At 68.1% G+C, this 24,045-nt stretch carries 16 protein-coding genes; 8 read left to right on the top strand and 8 right to left on the bottom strand.

The features are described from left to right. Positions 1–501: 501 nt before the first annotated feature. From D473_RS0110475 to D473_RS0110465, 3 genes are read left to right on the top strand one after another with little or no spacing between them, the layout of a single operon-like run. Positions 502–3,345 (top strand): helix-turn-helix transcriptional regulator, encoded by a 2,844-nt coding sequence (locus D473_RS0110475; RefSeq protein WP_083917968.1) that lies wholly within the window; start codon positions 502–504, stop codon positions 3,343–3,345. After that, positions 3,342–4,262, top strand: a complete 921-nt coding sequence (locus D473_RS24645; protein ID WP_017609025.1) for an NAD(P)/FAD-dependent oxidoreductase — start codon at positions 3,342–3,344, stop codon at positions 4,260–4,262. The genes D473_RS0110475 and D473_RS24645 overlap by 4 nt, the downstream gene beginning before the upstream one ends. A gap of 20 nt (positions 4,263–4,282) precedes the next feature. Further along, a complete protein-coding gene (locus tag D473_RS0110465; RefSeq protein WP_017609024.1) occupies positions 4,283–5,104 on the top strand; it encodes a class I SAM-dependent methyltransferase in 822 nt (273 codons plus the stop codon). Here the strand turns inward: D473_RS0110465 and D473_RS0110460 are convergent. From D473_RS0110460 to D473_RS27140, 7 genes are all read right to left on the bottom strand, one after another. After that, on the bottom strand, positions 5,090–6,178 hold the full coding sequence (locus D473_RS0110460) for a thiopeptide maturation pyridine synthase (RefSeq protein ID WP_017609023.1): 1,089 nt from the start codon (positions 6,176–6,178) through the stop codon (positions 5,090–5,092). The two genes, D473_RS0110465 and D473_RS0110460, sit on opposite strands and share 15 nt — an antisense overlap. After that, positions 6,171–7,157, bottom strand: coding sequence for a thiopeptide-type bacteriocin biosynthesis protein (locus D473_RS26030; RefSeq protein ID WP_017609022.1), 987 nt, complete (start codon positions 7,155–7,157; stop codon positions 6,171–6,173). Before D473_RS26030 ends, D473_RS0110460 begins: the two co-directional genes overlap by 8 nt. Further along, positions 7,150–9,828: a lantibiotic dehydratase gene (locus D473_RS0110450; RefSeq protein WP_017609021.1), complete on the bottom strand. Its 2,679-nt coding sequence runs from the start codon at positions 9,826–9,828 to the stop codon at positions 7,150–7,152. Before D473_RS0110450 ends, D473_RS26030 begins: the two co-directional genes overlap by 8 nt. An 8-nt stretch (positions 9,829–9,836) precedes the next feature. Beyond that, entirely contained in the window at positions 9,837–11,423 is a 1,587-nt protein-coding gene (locus tag D473_RS0110445) for a SagB/ThcOx family dehydrogenase (protein ID WP_017609020.1), read from the bottom strand. A gap of 17 nt (positions 11,424–11,440) precedes the next feature. Beyond that, positions 11,441–13,396, bottom strand: coding sequence for a TOMM precursor leader peptide-binding protein (locus D473_RS0110440; protein ID WP_017609019.1), 1,956 nt, complete (start codon positions 13,394–13,396; stop codon positions 11,441–11,443). Then, positions 13,389–15,383, bottom strand: coding sequence for a hypothetical protein (locus D473_RS0110435; protein ID WP_017609018.1), 1,995 nt, complete (start codon positions 15,381–15,383; stop codon positions 13,389–13,391). Before D473_RS0110435 ends, D473_RS0110440 begins: the two co-directional genes overlap by 8 nt. 193 nt (positions 15,384–15,576) lie before the next feature. Beyond that, positions 15,577–15,738 (bottom strand): thiomuracin/GE37468 family thiazolyl RiPP peptide, encoded by a 162-nt coding sequence (locus tag D473_RS27140; RefSeq protein WP_017609017.1) that lies wholly within the window; start codon positions 15,736–15,738, stop codon positions 15,577–15,579. 431 nt (positions 15,739–16,169) lie between these two features. Here D473_RS27140 and D473_RS0110425 point away from each other — a divergent pair, with 431 nt between their 5' ends. The 3 genes from D473_RS0110425 (at position 16,170) to D473_RS0110415 (ending at position 18,640) form a co-directional block, all read left to right on the top strand. Continuing rightward, positions 16,170–16,769 carry an EXLDI protein gene (locus D473_RS0110425; RefSeq protein ID WP_026126810.1) on the top strand — a complete coding sequence of 200 codons (600 nt, stop codon included), beginning with the start codon at positions 16,170–16,172 and terminating at the stop codon, positions 16,767–16,769. A 63-nt stretch (positions 16,770–16,832) separates the two neighbouring features. Beyond that, the gene (locus D473_RS0110420) at positions 16,833–17,861 is read left to right on the top strand and encodes an ATP-binding cassette domain-containing protein (protein ID WP_017609015.1); all 1,029 of its coding nucleotides are present in this window, start codon (positions 16,833–16,835) and stop codon (positions 17,859–17,861) included. Positions 17,862–17,878: 17 nt separating this feature from the next. After that, positions 17,879–18,640, top strand: coding sequence for an ABC transporter permease (locus tag D473_RS0110415; RefSeq protein WP_017609014.1), 762 nt, complete (start codon positions 17,879–17,881; stop codon positions 18,638–18,640). A gap of 168 nt (positions 18,641–18,808) precedes the next feature. Here D473_RS0110415 and D473_RS0110410 read toward each other — a convergent pair whose 3' ends face one another. After that, entirely contained in the window at positions 18,809–21,352 is a 2,544-nt protein-coding gene (locus D473_RS0110410) for a glycoside hydrolase family 2 protein (RefSeq protein WP_017609013.1), read from the bottom strand. A gap of 313 nt (positions 21,353–21,665) precedes the next feature. Between D473_RS0110410 and D473_RS0110405 the strand changes: the two genes are divergently transcribed. Together D473_RS0110405 and D473_RS24635 are read left to right on the top strand one after the other, a co-directional pair. Continuing rightward, on the top strand, positions 21,666–22,295 hold the full coding sequence (locus D473_RS0110405) for an SDR family oxidoreductase (protein ID WP_017609012.1): 630 nt from the start codon (positions 21,666–21,668) through the stop codon (positions 22,293–22,295). A 218-nt stretch (positions 22,296–22,513) separates the two neighbouring features. Next, entirely contained in the window at positions 22,514–23,986 is a 1,473-nt protein-coding gene (locus D473_RS24635; protein WP_083917964.1) for a serine hydrolase domain-containing protein, read from the top strand. Positions 23,987–24,045: the final 59 nt, after the last annotated feature.

The raw sequence follows: 24,045 nt of genomic DNA, 5'->3' as shown, positions 1-24,045 counted from the left end.
CCGGCCCCCCCCGCCTGCTCGCCTGCCCGTGCACGATCCGCCCGAGGCCGCCTTCTCCAGGCTCGTCAGCAGTCTCCAGGGCATCTGCGCCCGCAGGCCGGGCCAGGAGTTCCCGGGCCGCATCGCACGTACCTGGGGCGAACACTTCTGCTCCCCGTCCTACCTCACGGCCTCCTGTGGGGGTGGCGCCGCTCGCCGTGGCCGAGAAGTACATCGCGAGCCTTGGGAAGCGATTCCTCCCGGCGTGAACCAAGAGATGACCTTTTCCTTATCATTCAATTCACTACGATCAAAGAGCATGACCTCAGAAGGAACTCGGTGCCACTTCAGGGCATGCCAAGAAGTGGCGTGGCCGATATCGGACAAAGAGGAGCTGCGTCGTTGAGACTCGTATATCTTGTCCAGAGCTTTCGCGGCAATCACACGCTCGAAAGGACCGGTAAACTCTTTGACTGAAACAGGAATTTTCTCTCTCTGTATTGTGGAGTGTGCTGTCGGTAGTTGTCGGAGAAAACGGCGGCGGCCCGATCCGCGCGCGACCAGGATGCCTTGACGGTGGCGGCGGTCGAGGACTTCGTGGCGAGGGTCGCAGGAGGGGAAGGGGGCGTGCTCTTCATCGAGGGCGAACCCGGGTCAGGAAAGACCCATGCCCTCGACCATCTCGACGAAGAAGCTCGAACGAGCGGGGTCCGAGTCCTGTACGCGCAGTGCTCCCGGCGCGAAGCAGCGGAACCCTGGGGTGTAGTCCGGCAACTCCTGGACTTTTCACTACAGGAGAATCTTGCCGAGAGCGCCCCCGACACCCTGCATCAGCTCGAGGCCGAACTAGCGGGCATCGCGGCGTCCCGCCGGCCGCGAACGGACTCCGTCTATGACCTCGTTTCCTGCGTCCATGCGTTCTTCGTCCGTTTGTCCTCCACCATGCCGACGGTCGTGGCGGTCGACGGTGTACCGCATTCCGACGCCGAGTCCCTGAGAGTGCTGGCCTTCATCGCCCAAAGAGCACACAGAGTAGGCCTGGGCGTGGCGGTGACCGCCGGGCTCGAGGGAACTGCCGTTGGACCGGAAGCACTGTCCGACCTGTATTGGACGAAGACGGCGCGGGTCCACACACTCGGTCCGCTCGGGGAGGAAGAGGCTGAAGAGATTTCGCGGCAGGTTCTCGGCCGGACGAGCCCTGCTCTCACTTCCCTGTGCACGCAGTTGTGTGGCGGGAACCCGCTCTTCTATCGCGAACTGATGAGGGCCCTCCACAAAGAGGGAGGAGACCTCGACCTGGTGCGCCGAGGCGGCCCGGAGCGTTTGGACCTGCGTTCGCTCGCCCGGTACGTGGCCGACCGCGTCGAGGAGCAGGCCCCAGGTGCCCAGCGTCTGCTCATGTCGCTCGCGGTTCTCGGCCCTGTCGGACCGGAGCTTCTCCTGGCCGCCTCGGGAATGGAACCGGGGCAGGGCGAGAACGTACTGGCCCACCTCATCCGAACGGGAACCGTGAAGGAGGGAGGACACCTGCGGTTCGCCCAGCCGGTGATCGAACACGGTTTCCGGCAGATCGCGGACGGCGGGCTGACCCAAGAGGTCCATGCCGAGTGCGCCCGCCGGCTGTTCGAAGCCAGGGAGCCGCATACCCGGGTGGCCCGACACCTTCTGCAAGCCCGTCCCGAGGGAGACCAGGCCGTGGTCACGGCCTTGCGCAGGGCCGCGAGGGAGGCCGTCCTGGGACAGGACACTCATGCGGCCCGCCTCTTCCTGGAGAGGGCCCTCGGTGAGGGGTGTTCCGGAACTGCCGCCGCACGGGCAGTGACACGCGACCTGGGGGGACTGCTCCTGGAACACTGGCCCGATGAGGCGACCGACGTCCTGCGCCGGGCCCACGGTGCCGAACGCAGACCCGCCCACCGTGCCGCACTCGCCTGCGCCCTGGCCGAATCCGTCAGCTGGAGCAAGGGACCACGAGAAGGGCTCAGGATTCTGCGGCAGGCGCAGGCATCCTCGAGGCGCCCTGCCGCTGCCCGGATCATCCGTTCTCGGCGTCGGCTGATCGAGTGGCCAGAGGAACCCGGGTCCGAACAGGTGCCGAACGGCACGGTCTCCCGCCGCGAAGCCTCATCTCCGAGTACCGAAGAGACACCCTCGGTCGGAGCTGCTGTGGAACAGGCCATGGCGGGTGAGCGCGACAGCGCTCTGGTCTCCGCGAGGGCCGTTCTGAGCGGCGGGCGCCCCTGCCACAACAATCCAGGGACTCCCCCGCACTCGGTGTTCGCGGTCCTCCCACTGATCTGGGCGGACCGAACGGAGGAGGCCGAGGTCGCTCTGAAGAACGCATCGGGGAACCTGTCCGCAGGGCGGGGGCCGCTGTCTTGTTGGACAGCCGCTTTGGAGAGCGGGATAGCGCTGAACAGGGGCCGGGTCGAGGAGTCCGCGCGTTCGGCGGAGCTCGCCCTCACCCGCCTACCTGTCGAGCCCTTCGGTTGGTCGGACTGGCTCCTGCGTTTCCATCTCCTCCAGGCTCTCTTGACGGCCGGAGAATTCGACGCGGTCCGAGAGCAACTCGACCGGCTCCCCCCGGCGGCGGCATCCACGTGGGCGAGTGCGGTTCGGGGCCAGATCGAAGGCGGCTTGTCGGCGTTCTCCGGCTACTACGGCGAGGCGGCGAGGGCTCTGAGCGCCAGCGGATGCGTGCTGGAGCGGATGCGTGTGTCGAACCCCGCCGTCACCCAGTGGAAGAGCTGGACAGCCCTTCTGCTGACGGAGTGCGGCCAGATCCGGTCCGCAGTACGCATGTCCGAGTCCGCATCAGAGGTGGCGCTCCGATGGGGCACCCCACGATCGATCGGCCGGGCGAGGATCACCATGGGGTATGTGCTCCAGCGCGACGGTGCACCACCCCACCAGTATCAGGGCCTCGTCAAGGACGGATTGGCTCTGTTGGAGCAGTGCAGCGACCCGGTCTCGCGGGCCATCGGTTTCCTGGTCGCGGCGTTGTCCGCTCAAAAGGACCGTGACCCCCGTGTGGTGCGTGAACGCCTCGCTGCCTGTTCACGGCTCGCCCGATCCGCGGGCGCCCGGAGCTTGGACGACCATGCCAACATGCGGCTGCGGGAACTCGGGGATACGGCCACGGCCCCCGAGACAGCCGCCGCGTCCATCTCCCTGACCGATTCGGAGCGGCGGATCGCCGAAACGGTGGTGAGCGGTCTGACCAACCGCCAAACTGCCGACCAGCTCTTCGTCACGTTGCGCACCGTCGAGTTCCACCTGACGAACATCTACCGGAAGCTCGCGATCAGCGGCCGTGACGAGCTCCGAGAAGCACTGCACCACTGTGGGAAAAGAGGAATCCGATGAAGTACGAAGTCATCGTCGTCGGAGGCGGTCCTGCGGGCATGAGCGCCGCGAACCTGCTCGCTCGTGCCCGGCGCAAAGTTCTGCTCCTCGACTCGGGCTCCGGCCGGAACGCGAACGTGGACAGCATCCACCTGTTGGTCTCCCGGGACGGGATCGCTCCCGAGGAGTTCAGGTCCGAGGCCCGCCGGCAGTTGGAGGAGTATCCCGAACTACAAACGGTCGCCGGTGCCGCCGTACGGGTCTCGGGGCAAGAGGGTGATTTCACCGTCGAGGCCGAGAACGGGACCGAGTACAGGAGCAGCCGCGTGCTGCTGACGACCGGGCTGGCCGACGACCTTCCACAGATCGAGGGGCTGGAGGAGAAGTGGGGCAGGAGCGCCTTCCTCTGTCCTTACTGCGACGGTTGGGAAGTACGTGACCGTCCGATGAGCGTGCTCGTGACATCGCCGGAAGACCTCCCCTTCGCGATGATGATGACGCGCTGGAGCCCGAAGGTCACGGTACTGACCGGAGGAGAGCTCGACATCAGTGAGCGTGACCGCGGGATCCTCGGCTCGCTGGGCGCTGCTGTCGAAGAGCGTCCCGTTGCCGGGGTCACCGGCCCGGGGGGATCCATGGACAGTGTGGTCCTCGATGACGGGGGCACGGTCCCCAGTTCGGCGATGTTCCTGCACACGAGGACCCAGCAACGCAGTGACCTGCCTCGGCAGCTCGGCTGCACCCTGTTGGAGGACGGGTGTGTGGAGGTCGACCACGCCAACAAGACGAGCGTGTCCGGCGTCTACGCGGCCGGAGACATGGCCAGGCCCGTCTACCAGCCGGTCCCCATCGCCTACGTGGCGGCTGCCGCCAGCGACGGACTGGTCGCCGCCGGGTTCCTCGATGCGGACCTCTTCGGCGCGAGCTTCCAGCAGTGACCGGGAAGGAAGGGGAGCACATGGACACCGTCAGTAAGACGGCCCGATGGACGGCGGCGGCCAGGGCGCACGAGAACGAGCGGGAGGACCGCCTCTTCGAGGACCCCTGGGCACGTTCCTTGGCGGGGACCGAGGGGCTGCGCTTGGAAGAGAGGTTCTCGGCGATCGCTGGAGGCAACCCCTACCTGCCGATCCGCACCCGTGTCTACGACGACCTGTTGAACGGACTCATCGCGGACGGCGCCGACCAGATCGTGCTCCTGGGCGCTGGTCTGGACACGCGGTCCCTGCGCCTGGGCTGGCGGCCCGGTGTCACGATCTACGAGGTCGAAAGGCCCGAACTGCTCCAGGCCAAGGACGAGGTCCTCGCCGAATACGGGGCCCGGCCCACCTGCAACCGCAGATTCGTCGGTGCGGATCTGAACGGCGAGTGGACCTCGGCCCTGATGGAGGCCGGATACGAGTCCATCCGCCGGTCCGTGTGGGTCGCGGAAGGACTGTTGTTCTATCTGCCGGGGGAGAGCGCCCGCGATCTGTTGTCCGAGGCTTCCGCGATCGCAGCGCCCGGAAGCCGCCTCATGGCTGATCTGATCGGGGAGGCTGCCCTCTCGGACCCCCAGATGCGCCCGTACCACTCGGCGCTGCGTTCGGAGGGGGCACCCTGGGTCCACGCAGAGGACCGGCCCGAGGAGATGCTGGCCGCATGCTGCTGGCGCCTCGACCGCACCCTGCGCCCAGGTGACGAGGGTGCGCACTTCGGCCGCTGGCCCTACCCGAGAGTGGACCCGGATTCTCCGGGGGCGCCCTGGTCCTACGTCATGGTGGGGTCACGCGCCACCTGACCCCCATGTGGCCGCGCTTTCCGGCGCGGCCACCCCCATGGCCTCCTCCACCGTGCGCGCAGCCGTGTGGCACAGAAGGTAGCGTTCCAGAGGGCCGACCCCCACACGCGCCATCTGGGCGTAGGTGGCGTTGAGCAACAACCGGTAGCAGCGAAACCATGGCGCGGTACGGATCTCGTCCCACTCCCCCGACCGTTGGAGACCCTCGAGGAAGCCGCTCGCTCGCGCATCCTGGGCGGAGGCGGCGTCAGCGTCGTCGAAGTCAGCCTGTCCCAGTTCCAACAGACGGTGTGCGCGGGCACGGTAGGTCTCCCAGACACCGATCCACTCCGATATCCCCAGAACGTCCTCGGAAGTGGTGGGGTCGGCCGAGCGCAGGGCGTGGTCCAGGATCCGTGCCGAGCGCTCACTGTTCGCGGTGTAGCGCTCCTCGAAAGCGGTGCGAGTCCGTTGTGGAGCGGAACAATTGGCCAGGAACGCTTCTGCGTGCGAGTGGTAGGAGAGGAACCCCCGGGAGACGGGCGGGCACTGGGTGTGCGCCAGGGCGAACATCAGACCCAGACACAGCTCCTGCCTGGAGTCCTGTGCACGGATCCGGTCGAGCATCCGCAGGACAAGCGCGTTCGTGTCCGCGTGGAAATCGTTCATGAAAGCCAGGACCGTGTTTCCGCCCAGATAGCGCGACCGGTCTTCTTGAACACCGAACTGGAGCGAGTTGTCCGGGTACCAGGGCAGGAGCGGTCCCTCGACGTGTTCCAGGACGGCCAGCCTGCGGTGCTGGAGGGCTTCCCGCTCAGGGTCCGGGCAGCCCAGCGATGGGGCCCCGGACAGGTGGGCGCCGATGTGCTCCTCCAGCGTGGGGCGAATGTGTTCGGCCCACACGCGCGGGGTGGCGGCCACGTTCAATCGGATGTGCGGCCCCAGGTGCCAGCCTCGATCGAAGAAGGTCCCCGAGTGCGTGCCGGCGACTGCCTCGAGGGCGGGACCCACGCAGTCCAGAATGAGGTCGTCGTGCCGGTCGCGTGCGTAGTAGCGGACCGTGCACGTGTGCCAGGCTGTGCTCTGCTCATTCATCCCGGTCTCCGTTCTTCGCAGCGATGTTCTCCAAGGCCTCGCAGGCCAGGGCGAACAATGCGCCCTCCGCATCGCCGGTGAGTCCTGTGCGGTTGTTGAACAGGTGGGTGCATCGCAGCAGCAGCGGCAGATCCGGTGCTCCCTCGGGGCCGGGTCCGCCGTGGGGCAGGAAAGGTGAAGCCGCCCGTGCGCCCGCCTCCGTCGATGGTCCGGAGTGTGCAGCGCGCAACCGTGCCAGGGAGCGCGCCCACATACCGAGGCCGTCGCCGCTGTCCAGCGAACCGGGCGAACGGGCGGCGTGCCAGAGCCGCTCCGCCTGGTCGAGAAGCGAGGCATCGGCCCGCATGCCGACGGCCGGCGGGAGTTCTGCCGTGGTCGAGGCGCGCCAGTCCTCCCAGGACGTTCGGAGCCAGCGGCTCAGCGTCCTGGACCGGCACGGGCTGCCGGCGAGAGCGATCATGAGCAGGAAGAATGCGGTCCTGGCGCGACTGCCGCCCTGATGTGTCCTGTTCAGGACCGAGAGGGCGAGGGCGCTGGACTCCTCGAAGTGCGCCTCCGCCGCGGCGAGGGCGTGGCCCGTACCGAAGACCCCGTGTTCGGGACGATAGGGAACGGTCTCCACCGTGTCGTTGGGGCACAGCGGGAGCGGAGGGCGCTCGAACCCCTCCTGTGCGGCGAGGATGCGCGCTCGTTCCGAGTACTCGTCGGCGTCGAGGCGCGTTGTGGAGGGGTTGTGCGTCAACCAGTCGCCCATGGACCGCCTGGCTGTGGACAGCACGGCGGCGTCCGGGTCCCCGCGGTGTCGCGGCAGGAGGCGCAAGCGCAAGTGCGGGCCACCGTCCCAATAGCGGAGAAAGAACCAGCGTTCCAATTCCCCTTCGTGCTGCAAACGTTTCACCAGGGGTGCGACCCCATCCACCAGGAGGTGGTCGAGATTGCCCTGGTGATGGATGTGCAGACCGACCCAGCCGTTACTCAAGGCTCGCTCCGTCGGAGAGTTCGGCCACGTACTCGGTGGTGTACCGCTCCGCTCCCAGGTACGGAGCCTCTCGAGGGTCCGGGACGGCCTCCTGGAGGATGACGAGGTCGTCGTCCGAGGTGATCGCGCGTTCCAAGGAGGCAGACAGGAACATGTTGTCGAAATCCACGTACATGGGTTTGCGGGCCTTGGTGAGGGCCGAGCCGCGGCCGGAACGCCACTCCGGGTTCAGGACCCGCACGAAACAGCGCCGGGGCAAGCCGTGTTCCCGTAGCCAAGAGATGAGGCGTACCACATGGGCGGCGTCGTCGGCGCCCTTCTTGCGCACCGGGAAGTTCCGGGCGTGCACGTAGTGCGTCTTTCGGGCGACGACGAGCCCTCCCACTGTCACACGGGGCGCTTCGAGCACACCGTCCGGTTCTCCCCCGTCGGCCCAAGGTGTCATGTCGACGAAGGGCGACCAGGCTTGGTAGATGAGTGACGGGGGTTCCCCGAAGGCCTTGATCAGGAAGGCGAACGCACTCGGAAGCAGGAAGTCCCCCAGCAGGCCCAGGTGGAGTGGCCGTACCGGGAGCCCTATTCGTGGAGATCGGAGCTGTAGCAAGCCGCTCGCCGGATCGGACTCGACCACGAGCTCGCTGAGTGGGATCCGCCGCTCCCCGGGTCGGTCACTGAAGGATCCGGGGTAATCGATGCAGTGGTCGGTGGCGGGTGGTCGCACGTTGAGGCGGTGGCCGAAGTTCGCGTCGCACTCGGCCAGAACCAGATCGCGGTGCCGATACCGCTGAGGCGCGTAAGGGGCTTCTGAACGGCCGCGGAGGAGCCCGTCGAGCCGTCGTCGCCCGCGCCCGTATCCCGTGGCACATTCGTTCATGACTGCGAGGGGTCCGGTCCCGTCGCTCGGGCCGGGCAAGAGCTGCAGGTAGAAGGAGACCGATTCGGGCGCCCGGACGTGTCCGGGCCATTGCGCCGATATCCGGTTCAGGGCAGAGCGCTCCAAGTGGATCCCATGCTCACCGGTCGGACCGTTCAGCAGGGATGAACGGGCCCGGTCGCGCAGCTCGGCCACCTCTTCGAGAGCGGGAACCGTGCTCTCTTGCAGATCCCACTGCGGGCCGAAGGGACCCGAGAGGTGGGCGGCGAGCTCGGATCCTATCGTCCTCTCCGTATCCGTTCCGTTCATCGACCGGATCGCGTCCCGGTAGAACTCCATGAACGGCACCTGCCGTCCGCGGGGGTAGTGCTCGGCGAAGAAGTGCGCGCATGCCAGCTTGAAGGGCAGATCCGGGCGGAACAGCGCCGTGAAACGCCTGACGGAGTCGAGGTCGGGACGTATCTCCTCCCAGCGTCCTTCTTTCAGCGCGGGCGGCACTTCCGTCAGGAGTGCGGTCTCGTGCACGGCGTTCTTCGGCGGCAGCGCGGCCGGGTCGAGCCCCAATCGTGTGAAGGTCTCCCCCAGCACGGTGTGGATCTCGCGGAGCCGCTCGCTGCGCGCCTCCGCCTCAGCGGTGCGGGGCAGAACGGACATCAGGGTGTCGAGCTCGCCGAGCACGGACCCGAGAGTGGGGTCTTCGGCCTGCCCCGAAGGTTCCGTGTCCATGGCGGGGACCGGATCCTGGTCGGCCCGGGGCGGACACGGTTCCAGGAGCCCGGCCGAGATCACTTGCTGCACGAACTGCCCGCCCGAGGACTCTTGACCGCTCACCGCTTCCAACCGTGATGTCAGGTCGGAACGGGGGATCGGTCCGGCTCGGGTCAGGTCGTCGATGACGTGGAGGACGGCCGGCGCCGCGGCGATCGCACGGACCGCTTCCCTGCCCTTCTCCCCGACGAGCATGATGACGTGTTCTCCGAGAATCACCGCGCTGGGGTTGAGCCGCAGTGGTGTGTCCGGGTCCATCCTGCCCTGCTGCCACAAGGCGGAATGGATGCGGTCGCTGATCCACGTGTTCAGCTCCAGCACGCTGTGCTGGTGAGAGGCGATGCTACCGTCCTCGACGTTTTCGGTCCCGGGTCTGCGGGGACCCGGCTCGAGCGGCAGGGTGCCCGCTGAGACGAATGTGCTGTACGGGCTCGTCTTAGCGACCACACGGGCCAAGTACTTCACCGCGCGGAGGGCGATCTTGCGGTCCGGTTCGTTCTCCGATTCCGCGGTGAGCCATGCCCGCAACCGTTGGAAGAGGACCGGACTTCCCTGGATCAGGCCGTGTTGAAAGGCCGGATCGGCGACCGCTTTCCGCAGGGCCGGGTACTTCTGGGTGCGTTCTTCGGCAAGCAGCTCCGGCAGGTCCGCGTAGTCGGTGCGTCTGCGCTCGAGGTCCTCGAGCCAGGTCCGGAGTAGTTCGTGGAGGTGTTCGGGGACGGCTGCGAGGACTTTGGGGTCCCGGGTCCGGGGCGCCGGGAGACGATTGCCGTGCACCGCCCGGCGGAGTGCCACAAGAAGAGGCTTGATCTCGGCGTTGACGGGGTCCCCGATCACGGGGTAGAGCCCGTCCGAAATCTTCTGTCCTGTGGCGGTGAGCCGGTCCTCAGTGTCCAGGATCCGCTCGACCAGCTCCATGCTGTGAACGAATCGCAGTTCCTCCAGACGCTCCACCGGGATGTTCGAGACCCGGACGGCGAGGCTCGGGGCGAGGAAGGAGACGGTCTCGGGTAGGTCTCGGAATTCCATTGCGCCTCTCAGAACAGGATCTCGGGTTCGTACTGGCCATTGTTCCGTCGCCGTCCCACGACGATCTGGAACAAGGGCGCCTGGCGTCCCTCGGGCAGCCCCAGGGCCCGTTCCAAGGCCTCAGCAGCGAGTCCGTTGTGGATGCGCGCGGCGAACCCCAGCGATCCGCAGCGCGTCGACACCCGCTGTGCCACGACACCCGCGTCCTGGGTGAGTACACGGTAGCTACGGTTGCCCAACCGCCGGAGTGCGCTCTCGTGGTCGGAGACGAGGTAGAGGATCGTGTTCGCGGAGTGCAGGTTTACCGACGGGGGAATGACCGACAGTTCCTCGAGCAGCTCGGGCACCGGCCGGGAGGGGAGCTGCTCCAGAGTGTCCGTTCCGGGCACTGCCTCGTAGAGGCCGGGATCTATTCCGTCAACGGCGTTGACAATCATGAAGAGGCGGGGGTACGGCGTCGGCCCGGTGTCCGAAGGGTAGGGCGACTGCACGTCGCGGACGATGCCCGCGAGCGTCGCCGCCGGCATGTCCTCCGGCAACGGGTTGAACATGATTTCACCGGAATGGCGGCGGCGCAGTGCCTCGCTCAACGGCATCCGGCGCTCCGGTGCGTGCGGCAGGGTCACCGGGGTAGTGTGCCGATCTCCCGAAGGTACGGGCGGCACATGCCAGGTGAAGGCGCCGGTGGACTCCAGCATGCTGTTCGCATCCATGCCCAGAGTGAGCGACCAGGCCTCACGATCGCTCTGCCGCCAGGGCCCTGCCCAGTCCTGGGTCAAGGGTGGGATCTCTTGGGCAAGCAGCTCGCCGTTCTGCTCCCGCTCCGGAGCGGGCTCTCCGTGTGCATCGGAGGTGTCGGGGCGGAGGGCGACGAGTGACATCGTGCTCTCGGTTCCCGGGGACAGTCCGAGCAAGCGGTTCACCGGTTCGTCGAGGAACTGGTAGTGGACGTGCCCATGCAGTCCGAGCGCCTCGGCCACTGCGAGCACGTTGCCCGATACGAGCCCGGCCTCCTGAGCACAGAGCCGGTAGGAGTAGTGCCGGTAACGGAACGCGTTCTTCCAGAACATCGATGTCAGAGCCAGTACATACGTGGCCCCGTCGAACCGTGTCCCGCTCGCCTGTGCGAGGAGGCCGGTCCAGTCACCTTCCCGGAGCAGGACCAACCGGTGATGCAACGGGTCGTAGTGGTAGACACCGGCGGGGACGCCGCTGCCTTCCCGAGCGCAGACATACATCTCCGTGGGAAAGAAGCAACGGGCGGAGGCCACGAAGCGATGGTGGGGCCAGATGTCGGCAGGGCCGAGCACGACACGGGAAAAACCGAACGAGTAGTGCAGGAGTGCGGTCAGCTCGTCCGGGCCTTCGAGGTCCTGGGTGCGGGGGCCCGTCGCCGGCACTCCGCCTCCGGCCTCCTCCAGATCGAGCAGGGGTGTCCCGGACAGCGGAACATCCGGGCGTCCGCGCAGGACCTTGAACTTCGGCGGTTCGTCGGGGCCTCCTTCGGCACCGGTCCCGAGAGCAAGGATCTCCCGCCAGTCGTGGATACTGAGCTGCCAGTACTCAGCGCCGACGGAGATGTCTGAGTTGGTCATCGGTCGCCTCCCGGACGTCAGGGGAACGGGTGCGGGTGGGGGTTGAGTTCGTCGGGAACCAGGTGCCGATCCCGATAGCCCAGGGTCTTCGGGGCCGTGAGGAGCCGGGGAAGGCCGGTCAGCCTGCGGTAGTCGTAGCCGAAGGTCATGGGCACGAGCCCGGGGACGATGACCTTGGCGCAGGAGAACCCGCCCGCCTCGTGTTCAGCAGTGGTCTGGTCGACCGAGACGACCTGGAGGCCTCGTTCGGACAACCGGGCGACCGTGGCGCGAAGATCGTCGCCGATGTCGGTGTGCCTCGGCCGGAAGGCGTCGGCGAAGCTTTCCCCGATGGGGTGGAGCTTCTCCGTCCCGAACAGGAACGCGAACCGTTCGAAGGCCTTCGGGTGGGCGTACAGGAGGGAGTGGTCGTCCATGACACGGACCTTTCGCGGGTCCTCGACCATGGCGCTGACACGTTCGTACTCGTTCGCGAGGGTGACGCTCTGACGGGGGATCATCACCGCCATCTCCAGTACCGCCGCTGCCAAGGCCCGTTCCGGGTCGAACCCGGCGCCACCGGCGCAGAAGGCCTTGACCTGACGCGGGTCATCACCCGGGTGCACAGCCATCACCCAGACGCTCGGGATGCCGTGTTCCATGGTCGTGTCGAAGGCGTGCACCTGGTACCCATCGCGCTCCGCCAGGCGCTCGGCCATCAGGGGGAGGGTGGGGTCCGAGGCGCTGGAGAGGTCCAGGCGCGCGGCGGGTAGGCGGCCGTACCAGGTCATGAGGAAGGAATCGCGCTCGACGAGTTCGATCAGCCCGTGGAACACGGCCTCTTCCGGGCAGCCTCCCAGAGCACAGCCGTTGGAGATCTCGTACACGAAGGGGGGCGTGTCGGGACCGTAGTTGTGCGCCCGATAGTAGGCGTACCCCTCGGGAACCAGGACGGGTCTGTCTTCGGTGTGCGAATAACCCCAGACCCAGTTCAGTTCGAGGTCGTCGTCGTACGAGCGCATCCGAAACCCCGGAAGGGCGTACTGCTCCTCCGAGTGCAGCCCGAAGGAACGGGGGTCGAGTGCGTCGTCGCCCAGCTCAGCGCGGGACGCTCGTACCACGGTCCGGCGCCCGCCCGGACGGGCGCCGCCGATCCGTTCCACGGCCTCGGTCACGGCGGTGAGTGTGCAGGACCGGTAGTCAAGGTCGCGCCCGAAGCCGCTCTCGTTCATCTTCGGCATGGCCAGAGGGGCCGCGACATAGGGGTAGGCAGCGATGGTGGCCTTCTCCAGCTTACGGATGACCCCGCTCTGCCGGTCGACGTAGGTCTGCAGGAGCGATTCCTGCTGGCCCGCGAGGTCGTTGACCCGGTACTTGTCACGGTCGGCCTTGGGCCGCGGGACCCGGGACGGAACCGCGCTCTGCGGGTCGTCGTCCGGAAGGTCACCGCACTCGGTGCACAGCGGGTAGGGCAGGAACCGATGGGGCTCGCAGGACAGGTCGGCCAGCCTGAGGTGCAGGACCGTACGCACGGTTCTCGGGCCAGTACGCGAGACCGCGCGAGTCGCTTCGTCGACCGCGGTGGCAGCCGCGACGGGGGCACCCGGTACGGCCAAGTGCGAGATGTGCACTTCGGGCTCAGGGAGCTCCGAGATACCGTGTTCACCCTCGCGGACAGCCTCACGGCGTGTGCGCGCACACTCGTCGCACCCCTGTTCTCCCGGCAGGACCATGGGGCCGATGAGAATCTCGTCCGCGAACACCTCGATGGAAAGCAGGGGTACGCCGGCGGCCGCTGCGGCCTCACGTGCGGATCGGCGGAGTGTCTCCTGTGCTGGACCGTCGGCGGCGCTGATCACCGCGTCGAAGACCGATTCGGCCCGAGGCACCCCGTCGTCGGCCCGGCGGACGTGCGCGGGTCCGAGCTCCGCGGCGACCGCGGAAGCGAGGACGGAGTCTCCCAGTACCAGGACGATCGGGCTCTGCTCAAGCATCGGTGATCACCACCTGTGCGATGTAAGGGAACGTGTCGCGGACACCGGGCCCTGCGTCCAAGGGAAGGACGGCGGCCCGGTGACCGGCGGAGGCCAGTGCTCGGACGATGTCCGCAGTACCGCGCGGGGTGTCCACGGACGGCGGTGGCGCAGCCGTGGCACGTCCCCCTTCCGGGAGGGCGGGGACCGGGGACAGCAGAACGTCCTCGTCGGAGTTCCTGTGTGCTTGATCCTGCAGAACCGCGGCCCGCAAACATGCCTCGACGGCTTCCCGCGCCGTCCGAGCACCGCGGTATGCCAGGGTCCGGCCTTCCATCTCCAGGGCGTACAGGGGAAGTCCGAGGATCCCGGAGAGGTCGTGGACACCGAACCGTGCACCCGCGATACCGAGGACACGCAGCCACCGGCGTGAGGCTTCGTCCACGTCCAGGTCCTCGTGACGGATCCGGGGAAGCTCTGGTACGCCGTACAGGACACGGCGGGCGGCCAGCGCGGCGCACGCGTCGAGGAGTGCGCGTTCCACGGCCCCGTCCCACGTGGCCGCCGATGCGACCACAGAGGGGCGGGCTCCCCCCGGACGCCCCGTGTCGGGGAGTGTGTAGACTGCGTCGATGTCGATCTGCCTCGGTGACCCGTCGTGCAGGTCCATGGCCCAGAAGCCGTTCTCGGCACGGACGGCGCCGTCACTGGTTCCCGGCCCCGCTGCGAGGTGTGCGTAGAGCTCTCCGGCAGCACGCGTCGCGTCGAGCCTGGCGGCCGCGAAGTCGATTCCGTGGCCGAGCACTGTCGGCAGTGGGGTTCCCGGACCACTCCGGGGATCGGCGAGGGTCACCTGGGCGACGTGGAGAGGGATCTGGGTGAATTCGCGTTCGTCGATCTCGGTGAACACACCGACACGCGGGTCGAAGAGCGAGGGAGATCGGTCGGCCACGGCCGTGTCGTCCACTGGTTCGCCGCGGGTGAGTTCCGTGATCGTTGCGCACAGAGAGTCGGAGGTCCACGCGGCCGGAACACGCACAGGTGCGATGGGCACGACTTGGCGGGTGCGGGTGGTGAGCGTCTCCAGCTCGATCTCGGTGAACCTGTGCGGGTCCGGAGCAGGACCGATGCCGGTGAGGTGGCGGAGGAGCCCGAAGTGGAGATGGTGAGCGACGAGGGAGACCGTCGGCCCGGAAAGATATCGGCTGGGTCCGGTCGACTCCGGCACATCGGAGGCTGTGCCGCGCAGGCGCGAGCGCAGGGCCGGCCATGTGTCCTCACCCTCGATGACAGGACCGATCCAGGCGCTCTCGCCCAGGATCTGGGCCTGGACGAGTAGGGTGCCGCCATCACGGCAGGACTGCTCCAGGACACTCGTGGCTCGGGGGTCCGTTCCGGTGTCGATGTGCAATACGGCGGCCGCCTCGGCCGAGCGCGCGGCCAGGGAGGCATCATCGGCGTCGATGTGTGCGACATGTCGGAGGCTCTTGTCCGGAGCGGCGCGTTCGATGAGTTCGTCGAGCCTGGGGTCGGGCCCTCCGTCTCCGGCACGATCCGCCAAGAGTACGTGTCCTGCCCCGGAGCGCAGGGCAGCGTGGGCCAGGCATCGGAGGGTGAGTCCACTGCCGACGATCAGCAGAGGCGACCTGCGGTAATTCTGGAACGCGCGCTCGGGGGATGAGCGGTGGTAGGCGAGGTGAGCGATGGTTTCGCCGTAGGCGCTCAACTCGGACGGGGACAGGTCGTGCGGTGCGTCGTCCGAGGCGTCCACGAGGTAGCCGGCTTCGGTGAGGACATCGACCAAGCGCGCGACCATGTCCCGTTGGCCGCGAGGCAGGTGGCCGGTGATCTGCTCGAGGGTCCGGCTCCCGTCGAGGTGAGGTGCGAGCCGGTCGATCCAGCGGTGGAGCGAACGACCCTTGAGTGTGCGTTGGCCCGGGCTGCCGAGAAGGAACACCCCTTCAGGGACCTGGGTCCAGTAGACGTCGGGTTTCATACGCGGTTTCATCGCACTCCCTGCTCATAGACCGTCGTCGTTCTGTCGGATACGGGTCGTCACCCGGGCAGAATGAAGAGCACGGCGAGCAGAGGCCCCGGCCAGATGCGTGGCACCGCTCCACGACGCGATGGGCGTTGACCGTGGAGCGGTGGAGAATGCCTCGCCCTTCTCGGCTCAGCTCAGTGCCAGTTCAGGGACGGGCTCAGCAGCAGCTGGAGCTGCCGCAGATGCCGCAGGAAGCCCCGATCTCGGTCATTCCCTGGCCGGTGGTCAGGGTCTCGAGGGAGGCGGCCTCGTCGGTGTCGGCGAAGTCGACGCTCTCAACGAGCAGGTCGTCGAGACGCAGGTTCATGGACTCGGACATACGGTCCTCCTTCTCGTCTCACGGCATGGTCGGAATGGGGGTCCTTCTCGACCGTGCGGGCGGACGTCCGGGCCGTGAGTCGCCGGCAGCGCCGATCCCCGCGTGTTCAACTGTCCGGGCCAGGAGCCTCGGTGAAGCGGAACAAGTAAACTCTCGCACCCGTGAAGCCGACGGGGCACTGTGGCTCGACCACAGGGATCCGGACGAGCTGCCACAGTCCGGGAAGCGCGAGCCGCAGTCCTCCCACAGTTCCCGTCCTCCGGGGTAGTGGCCGCGCGGCTCACCCACCAGGATGTAGACGCACGTACTCCCTCTCCGATTCCGATCGAGCACTGAGAGTATTCGGTCCCACCCCTTGTTCTCGTGTCACCACCGTGCGAATCTATAAGTAGAAGTATGCGTATACCAATTTCATGCCGGGGGACACAGCAGTGCCGAACAAAACGATCTATGTCTCCGACGAGGACGGCCCTCTGTTCCGAAGAGCCCAGAACATCGCAGGAGGCAACCTCTCGGCAGCCATCGCCAGAGCAGTACGCAGATTCGTGGAGACGGAGGAGAGCAGGATGGCCGGGTTCGAGGATTTCACCGTGCGTGTCGGCACCCCGGGAGAGCGCCGGGCCAAGCGCTTCAAGGGACGGCCCGTGGCCCATTGGACCCACGAGGACAGCCAGGGCCGGGGAGAGACCTACACGGTCTACCGGACCGAGGGCGGCCGCTACGCCGTCCACCAGGAACAAGGACCTCCCTGGCAGAGACAGTCCGAGCCGTGGCGGTGGATGCAACAGTTCACCGGCATGCGGTGGCCGGGCGCGCACGGCCACCACCACGGTCCGCAGAGCCCCTGGCACAGCGGAGGTTGGGAGCGCTTCGCCTGTGCCGGAATGCCACACGGCTCGGACAGGAGTGGAGAGAGCACGTTGCGTGTCTTCGACACCTTGGACGAACTCCGGGCGTCGGTGCCCGCCCCGGTCCTCCAACAGGTCGAGGAGAACGAGTCCGAGCCGCCGGTGGACGACCTGGACATCTGAGCGAAGGGACCGGATGCGGCACGGCCGCCCCGCCCCGACTTACACGGAGAGAAAGAGAGGACCATGACGTACTCGGAGCCGCAGTCCCCGGGGACGGGCATCCCCATGCTCGCCACCGAGGGCCTGAAACGTGAGTTCCACACCAGGAACGGAACAGTGAAGGCGGTGCTCGGTATCGACATGACTGTGCATCCCGGTGAGATCGTAGGGCTGCTCGGTCCGAACGGGGCCGGCAAGACCACCATGATGCGCATGCTCACCACACTGCTCGCTCCCACCGGCGGACAGGCACGGATCGTCGGCCACGACCTCCGATCCGACCCGGCAGGGGTGCGCGGCCGCGTCGGTTACGTCGCGCAGGCAAGCGGGGTCGACCCGGCCTGTACCGTCGAGGAGGAACTGGTCCACCAGGCGCGGTTGCACGGGTTGCCACTGCGCAGAGCCCGCGCTCGTACCGCCGACCTCGTCGACAGCCTGGATCTGGAAGGGTTGACCAGCCGCAGGACCGGTGAGCTCTCCGGCGGCCAGCGCCGCAGACTGGAGGTCGCGATCGGGCTCGTGCACGACCCACCGCTCGTGTTCCTCGACGAACCGACCACCGGGCTCGACCCGCAGTCGCGCAGCAATCTCTGGAACCACGTCCGTCGGCTGCGGGACACACTGGGAACCACGGTTCTGCTGACGACTCACTACATGGACGAGGCCGACGCGCTCTGCGACCGGGTCCTCATCGTCGACCACGGTGCGATCGTGTCGGAGGGACGCCCCTCCGACCTCAAGCACGAGGTGGGCGGCGACGTCGTCCGGATCGAGGCCCCGGGGGACGCCGAGCGCGCCAGGTCCCTCCTCGCGTGCCACCAGGACGAGCTACCGGGGGTGTCCCTGGTTGAACGTGCGGACGACACCGTCAGGATCCTCGCCCGGGACGGCGAACGCATCATGGTGGACCTCCTGCGTGTCCTGGTCGACGGGGGTGTGCACGCGAGCGGTGTGAACGTCAGTCGGCCCACGCTGGAGGACGTCTTCCTCGACATCACCGGCCGCTCGCTCCGTGACACCGCCCCACTGACCGCCTCGGCGCCCGGCGTCTGAACACAGAGGAACCATCCATGCGTTTGTTGACCGAAATCGGACTCGTCTTCACCCGGCAGACAACTCTGTCCCTGCGCAGCCCGGCCTGGATCATCATCGGCCTCGTGCAACCCGTCCTGTACCTCGCCCTGTTCGGCCCGCTCCTGGGCGCGGTCGCCGAGGTCGCGTCGTTCCCCGCGGGCGACTCGTGGCAGGTTTTCGTGCCCGGCCTCCTGGTCATGCAGAGCCTCTTCAGCGCTGCGTTCGTCGGTTTCGGGGTGATCGCCGAGCAGCGCAACGGGGTACTGGAGCGTATGCGCGTGACCCCGGTGAGCCGCCTCGCGCTGCTTCTGGGGAGGGTGTTCAGGGACATACTCGTGCTTCTGGCCCAGTCCCTGGTCCTGCTCGCCGCGGCCTTCGCCTTCGGACTGCGCGCCCCCGTACCGGGGATGCTGATCGGACTGGGCCTGATCGTGCTGTTGGGCACAGGGGTGTCCTCCCTGTCCTACGCACTCGCGCTGCGCCTGGGCGACGAGAACGCCCTCGCACCCATCGTCAACTCGGTCACCATGCCCGTCCTGCTGCTTTCGGGGGTGCTGCTTCCCCTGTCCTTCGCGCCCGCTTGGCTCAGCGGGATCGCCTCCGTCAACCCGTTCCTCTACGTTGTCGAAGCCACGCGGGAAGCCTTCCTGTCCGACTACACCGCCCAGGCGCTGATGCTCGGTACGGCCGTGGCCGCCGGTTTCGCCGCGTTGGGGCTCTTCGCCGGGACCAGGGCGTTCCAGCGCCAAGTCACCTGAGCCTTTCCGCCGGCCACCACCTCGGAAGCCCCACAGCCGAGGGTCCGGGACCGGGCGGGTGCCACCCGCCCGGTCCCGGACCCTCGCACCGAGCCCTTCAGCGGACGGAGCGGGCACCGCCCACGTGCCCCGGCCGCCGGGCCCGGCGACGGTACACGCCGCTCTCGGTCACCGGGCCGGTCCTTGTTCCGCCACGAGGTCGTTGAGTGACCTCAACACCTTCGGGTCCGAGAGAAGCTCCGGGTCGGCCTCGCCCGGCATCCGGACGTGGAAGACGGTGCTCTCCCCCGGCATCAGGTCGACCAGCATCCGGTCGGCCACGGCCTCCGGATGTGCACGGTCCACGAGCAGGGCCAGGTCGCGTACCAGGTTCACCGCGGTGACGTGCACGTACGCGCCGTCCTCGGCCGTGGAGACCGACACGTCGAGTTCGGCCGCCCCGAGCCCGGAGTTCCTGGGTTCGGCGAAGTACCAGGTGGCGGACGTGTCGCCGAGACGCGCGACCACCACCTCCCGTGAGGGGTCCCCCGGTGAGGCCACGGCCTCGGGCAGGTCGATGGTGGCGATGCCCCTGGCGGCCACCCGGACCGGCACCTCGGCCGTAACCAGTTCGGTGCCGTCGAAGTCGAGACGGCGCAGGAACAGCTCCCCCGACCAGGCTCGGCCCTCGTCGTTGACCACGACCGCGGCCAGGCCCGTCTCCGCGTCGGTGCGCGGCTGGATCGTCAGGAGACGGTCGGCGAACGCGTGCCGCACGGCGTAGAAGAGCGGCTTGCGCCGGCCGTCGCCGTCCACGGCCGCCCACGAAGTGACCGGCCAGCAGTCGTTGAGCTGCCAGAGGACCGCACCCATGCAGCGCGGGGTCCAGGAGCGCAGGTGTTCCAGGGCGACACGGATCGCCGTCGCCTGGTTCCAGGACATGGCCCAGTGCCAGTCGTCCATGTTCTCCGGCAGCCGCACGTGCGGCACCAGGCCGTCGGTCAGCTTGTCGTTGCCCTGCATGGCCTTCTGGTGCACCTGCATACCGGGGGACTCCGGAGTGAGCGGGTCGTCACCGATCGCCCGGGTGAGCGTGGACCACGCGGGCGGGCCCTGCCAGCCGAACTCGGCCATGAAACGCGGGACGGTGTCGCGGTAGTGCGGCCAGTCCTGCCTGTTCCACAGCTCCCAGGAGTGCATGGACCCGTGGTCGGGGTGGTTGGCGTCCCGGTCCATGTCGATGGGCATCTCCCCGGACCAGGGGCTCGAGGGGGTGTACTCCCGGCCCGGGTCGAGTTCGGCCACGATGGCGGGCAACAGGCGCTCGTAGTAGTCCAGCCCCCAGGACTTGCCGTCGAGTCGCTCGAGGAAACCCCACTCACGCATGCCCCAGATGTTCTCGTTGCTGCCGTTCCACAGAGCCAAGGAGGGGTGGCTCATGAGGCGGGACACGTTGTCGCGGGCCTCGGCCTCGACCTCGCTGCGCAGGGGTTCGTCCTCGCTGTAGGCGGCGCAGGAGAAGGCGAAGTCCTGCCACACCAGGATGCCGCGTTCGTCGCACAGGTCGTAGAAGTCGTCGTCCTCGTAGATGCCTCCGCCCCACACGCGCAGGAGGTTCATGTTGGCTTCCTCCGCCTGGCCGATGCGCTCCGCGTAGCGCTGCCGGGTGATGCGCTGCGGGAAGGCGTCGTCGGGGATCCAGTTCGCGCCCCGGATCCACACGGGGCGGCCGTTCACCACGAAGGTGAACGGCGTGCCTTGCTCGTCCGGGCTCACGTCGAGGCGCACGGTACGGAAACCGATGCGCCCGTTCCAGCGGTCGTGCTCCTGGCCGTCAGGGGCCGCGAGGAGCACCTCGAGGTCGTAGAGCGGCTGGTCCCCGTGGCCGTGCGGCCACCACAACCCGACGTCGGCGACCTCCAGGGTGAGCACAGCGGAGGTCTCCCCCGCTGCGACGGTGACCGTTCCCCCGGCCCGGGCTCCGTGGCCCGTGAGCACGGCCTCCACGCGCGCGTCGGCGGGGGCCGTACGTTCCAGGTCGATGTGGAGCGTGACGCGGCCGTTCGGGGTTCCCTCTCCGTCGGGCCCGGGTTCCCCGTCGACCTCGACCACCGGGCGGGCCCGGGCGATACGCACCGTGGACCACGACTCGAGGTGCACCGGACGCCAGATGCCGGAGCTCGCGGTGTCGATGCCCCAGTCCCACCCGAAGCTGCAGGCCATCTTCCGGATCGCGTTGAAGGGGTGGTGGTTGACCTGGGGACGGTAGCCCAGTTCCAGGCTCTGGGCGTCGGCGTGGCGCACCGGTGAGGAGAAACGGACACGGAGTTCGTTCTGCCCGGACACGAGCGCCCCGCGTACGTCGAACCGGTAGGTGCGGTGCATGTTCGCGGTGTTGCCCACGAGCGCGCCGTTGAGGCGGATCTCGGCGACGGTGTCCAGGCCGTGGAAGAGGAGGTCGTGGCGATCGTGGTCACCGGGTGTCCACTCGAACGTGGTGCGGTACTCCCAGTCGCACCGGCCGATCCACCGCAGCAGCGCTTCGTTGTCGTCCAGGAACGGGTCGGGGATCAGTCCGGCGGCCATCAGATCGGTGTGCACACAGCCGGGCACCGTGGCGGGTACCTCGCGGATGGTCGTGTCCCGTGGTACCGGCCCGGCCACGGCCGAGAGGGTCCATCCTTCGTGCAGTTCACGGCGGGAGAGGGCGTTCGCAGGGGGGTGAGGGGGCACGTGAGCGCTCCTGACTTGGGTCCGTTGTGGGGGTGGAGTTACAGGAAGAGTGGTGAGGGGCGGGGACGAGGGCCGTTCCAATGTAAGCGCCGGGACGCTTCTCCGGCTCGACGCACGAGGACGGCTCCGGCCCCCTTCCGGCCCGGCCGGTGTGCGTGTCCTCATGCCCCGAGCTGCGCGTCAGAAGGCATCCGCCCTGGTGAAAGCCGGGTCGGCTTGCCAGTATGGGCAGGAGGGAGGGTGCGTCGCGGGCACCGGTCCGCCCGGTTCCGCGGCTGATCCCCGATCACGATCCGGAAGGAAGCACCGACCCATGCCGAACGTACTGGTGCTCGGCGCCGGGGGACGGATCGCCCGCTGGGCCGTCCCCATGCTGGCGCAGGCCGACGTCGAACTCACGCTCTTGGTCCGGAACACGGACGACCTGACGGATGTGCCCGAGGGGGCCCGGGTGGTGGAAGGCGATGTCCTGGACCGGGAACGGCTCGACGAGGCCGTCCGCGGCCAGGACCTCGTCTACGCGAACCTGTCCGGCGACCTGGGCGAACAGGCGAAGAACATCGTCGCCGCGATGACGGCCGCGGGGGTGGGACGGCTCGTGTTCGTCACTGCCCTGGGCATCTACGACGAGGTCCCCGGAGCCTTCGGTGAATGGAACCGGGACATGATCGGCCCGGCCTTGGGTCCCTACCGTGAAGCGGCCGACACGATCGAGGCCTCCGAACTGGATTACACGATCCTGCGTCCCGCCTGGCTCACGGACACCGACGAGGTCTCCTACGAGGTCACCCGCAGGGACGAACCCTTCGGCGGGACCGAGGTCTCACGCAAGAGCGTGGCGTCCCTGGTCGTCGAGCTCGTCGCGCACCCGGAACTGTGGCCGCGCGCGAACCTGGGCGTGCACGAGCCGGGGACGGACGGGGACAAACCGTCCTTCCTCTGAGGCACGTGCGCCTTCGTCCCTGAAGCAGCGCTCAGCCTGGTCGAAGCTCCGAAAGCCCCGTTAGTAGTGCTCTTGTGAGCACCAGCAGCGGACGTCGGTGCTGCCGGAAGCGTCGGCAACGGGCGGGGCGCCCCGCCCGTGCCCCCGAAGGTTCCCCCGAGGACCCCGGATCAGGAACCTGTTCTGATCAGGGGTGATCTGGGCCCGAACCCCGATGTGTGCGGGGCCCGCGGAACGTAACGTGCCGCTCATGCCGATATCACTCCGTGCAAGNGGGCCCCGCCGCTGCGGCCGACACGACCGAGGACCTGCCCGAACGCGTCGACGCCTTCGTCGCGGACTACGTGGACCGCCAGAATCTGGCCGGGGTCTCGGTCGCCGTGGTCCGCGACGGCGAGGTCCTCCACACGGCGGGCCACGGGCACGACTCCGCCGGCAATGCGGTCACCGACGACACCCCGATGGCGATCGCCTCCGTCTCCAAGTCCTTCACCGCGATGGCGGTGATGCAGCTGGTGGAGGAGGGCGAGGTCGACCTGGACACGCCTGTCGTGCACTACCTCGACGGCTACGCACCGGTGGACCCGCGTGCCGAGGAGCTCACGGTGCGCCAACTCTTGGACCAGACGTCCGGGATGGCCTCGCAAGGGCTCCTCAGCCCCGACCGGGGGGCGTTCGAGAACGCCGAGGAGGCCGTGGACGTCCTGGCCGGGATGGAACTGGCCGACGATCCCGGTGCACGGCACCAATACTTCAACGGCAACTACTGGATGCTGGCACACCTGGTCGAGGAGGTCACGGGCGAGCCGTACGGGGCCCATCTCGAACAGGCCGTCTTCGAGCCTCTGGGTATGGACGACAGCGCCTCGGTCACCCGGACCCAGGAGCTGAACGAGCTCGACGGGCTCACCGACGGCCACATCAACGTGTACGGGATCCCGGTGCCGCGGGAGGAACCGGCGAACATGATCGCCGGGGCGGGAGGCGTGGTCACCACCGCCGAGGACATGGCCCGCCGGCTCGCTCCCTACACCGACGAGGGCCGCACTGCCGGGGGAGAGCCGTACGCCGAAGCGTCGACCCTCGAGGAGCTCCTGACCCCTTCCCATCCGGAAGAGAGCTACGCCATGGGCTGGCGTGAGGTTGCGGGCGAGGACCGGATGGCGCACGGCGGGACCCACGCCAACCACCTCGCCTACCAGACCGTGACTGAGGACGGTGTGGGTGTGGCGGTGATGAGCAACAGCCTCACGGCCTCCTACGACACCGTGCAGCCCTTGGCCGTCGGAGTCCTCGAGCTCGCCGACGGGCAATCGCCCGAGCAGCCTCTTCCGGTCCCCCGGCTGATCGACTACGGGTTGCTGGTGCTGACCCTGATCACGGTGGCGTTGGGCGTGCGCAGGCTGATGCGCGCCCAGGCATGGGCCGGGCGGCTGTCGGACCGGCCCGTGTGGCGGCTCGTCCTGCGGCTGGCGCCCCGCCTTCTCCCGCTCGCGCTCGTCCTCGGGTACGCGGTGGCGGGGATCGCCACCGTCATCGGAGTGGGTACCGACCCGGGGTTCGTTCTGATCCTCGGGGCTGGAATCTACTGGCCGCCGTCGTTCACCGTGTGGGTCTGCGTCGCGGCGTTGCTCAACCTGGCGACGATCGTGGTCCGGACCCGCCATCTGCGCCGGGCACGGTCTGGCTGATCAGGGCGGGCAGGCCCCGGGCTCGCTGCACCAGGCCGGGCCCGTTCACGGGAACGCCG

Origin of the sequence: Nocardiopsis xinjiangensis YIM 90004, assembly GCF_000341145.1 — a bacterium.
Classification (GTDB): domain Bacteria; phylum Actinomycetota; class Actinomycetes; order Streptosporangiales; family Streptosporangiaceae; genus Nocardiopsis; species Nocardiopsis xinjiangensis.
This window is presented reverse-complemented; position numbering and strand designations above follow the sequence as displayed.

Excerpts from the sequence above, each read along its gene's own strand:
- D473_RS24645 (WP_017609025.1), top strand. The coding sequence starts at position 3,342 with ATGAAGTACGAAGTCATCGTCGTCGGAGGCGGTCCTGCGGGCATGAGC.
- D473_RS0110465 (WP_017609024.1), top strand. The coding sequence starts at position 4,283 with ATGGACACCGTCAGTAAGACGGCCCGATGGACGGCGGCGGCCAGGGCG.
- D473_RS0110460 (WP_017609023.1), bottom strand. The coding sequence starts at position 6,178 with ATGAATGAGCAGAGCACAGCCTGGCACACGTGCACGGTCCGCTACTAC.
- D473_RS0110450 (WP_017609021.1), bottom strand. The coding sequence starts at position 9,828 with ATGGAATTCCGAGACCTACCCGAGACCGTCTCCTTCCTCGCCCCGAGC.
- D473_RS0110445 (WP_017609020.1), bottom strand. The coding sequence starts at position 11,423 with ATGACCAACTCAGACATCTCCGTCGGCGCTGAGTACTGGCAGCTCAGT.
- D473_RS0110440 (WP_017609019.1), bottom strand. The coding sequence starts at position 13,396 with ATGCTTGAGCAGAGCCCGATCGTCCTGGTACTGGGAGACTCCGTCCTC.
- D473_RS0110435 (WP_017609018.1), bottom strand. The coding sequence starts at position 15,383 with ATGAAACCGCGTATGAAACCCGACGTCTACTGGACCCAGGTCCCTGAA.
- D473_RS27140 (WP_017609017.1), bottom strand. The coding sequence starts at position 15,738 with ATGTCCGAGTCCATGAACCTGCGTCTCGACGACCTGCTCGTTGAGAGC.
- D473_RS0110420 (WP_017609015.1), top strand. The coding sequence starts at position 16,833 with ATGACGTACTCGGAGCCGCAGTCCCCGGGGACGGGCATCCCCATGCTC.
- D473_RS0110415 (WP_017609014.1), top strand. The coding sequence starts at position 17,879 with ATGCGTTTGTTGACCGAAATCGGACTCGTCTTCACCCGGCAGACAACT.
- D473_RS0110405 (WP_017609012.1), top strand. The coding sequence starts at position 21,666 with ATGCCGAACGTACTGGTGCTCGGCGCCGGGGGACGGATCGCCCGCTGG.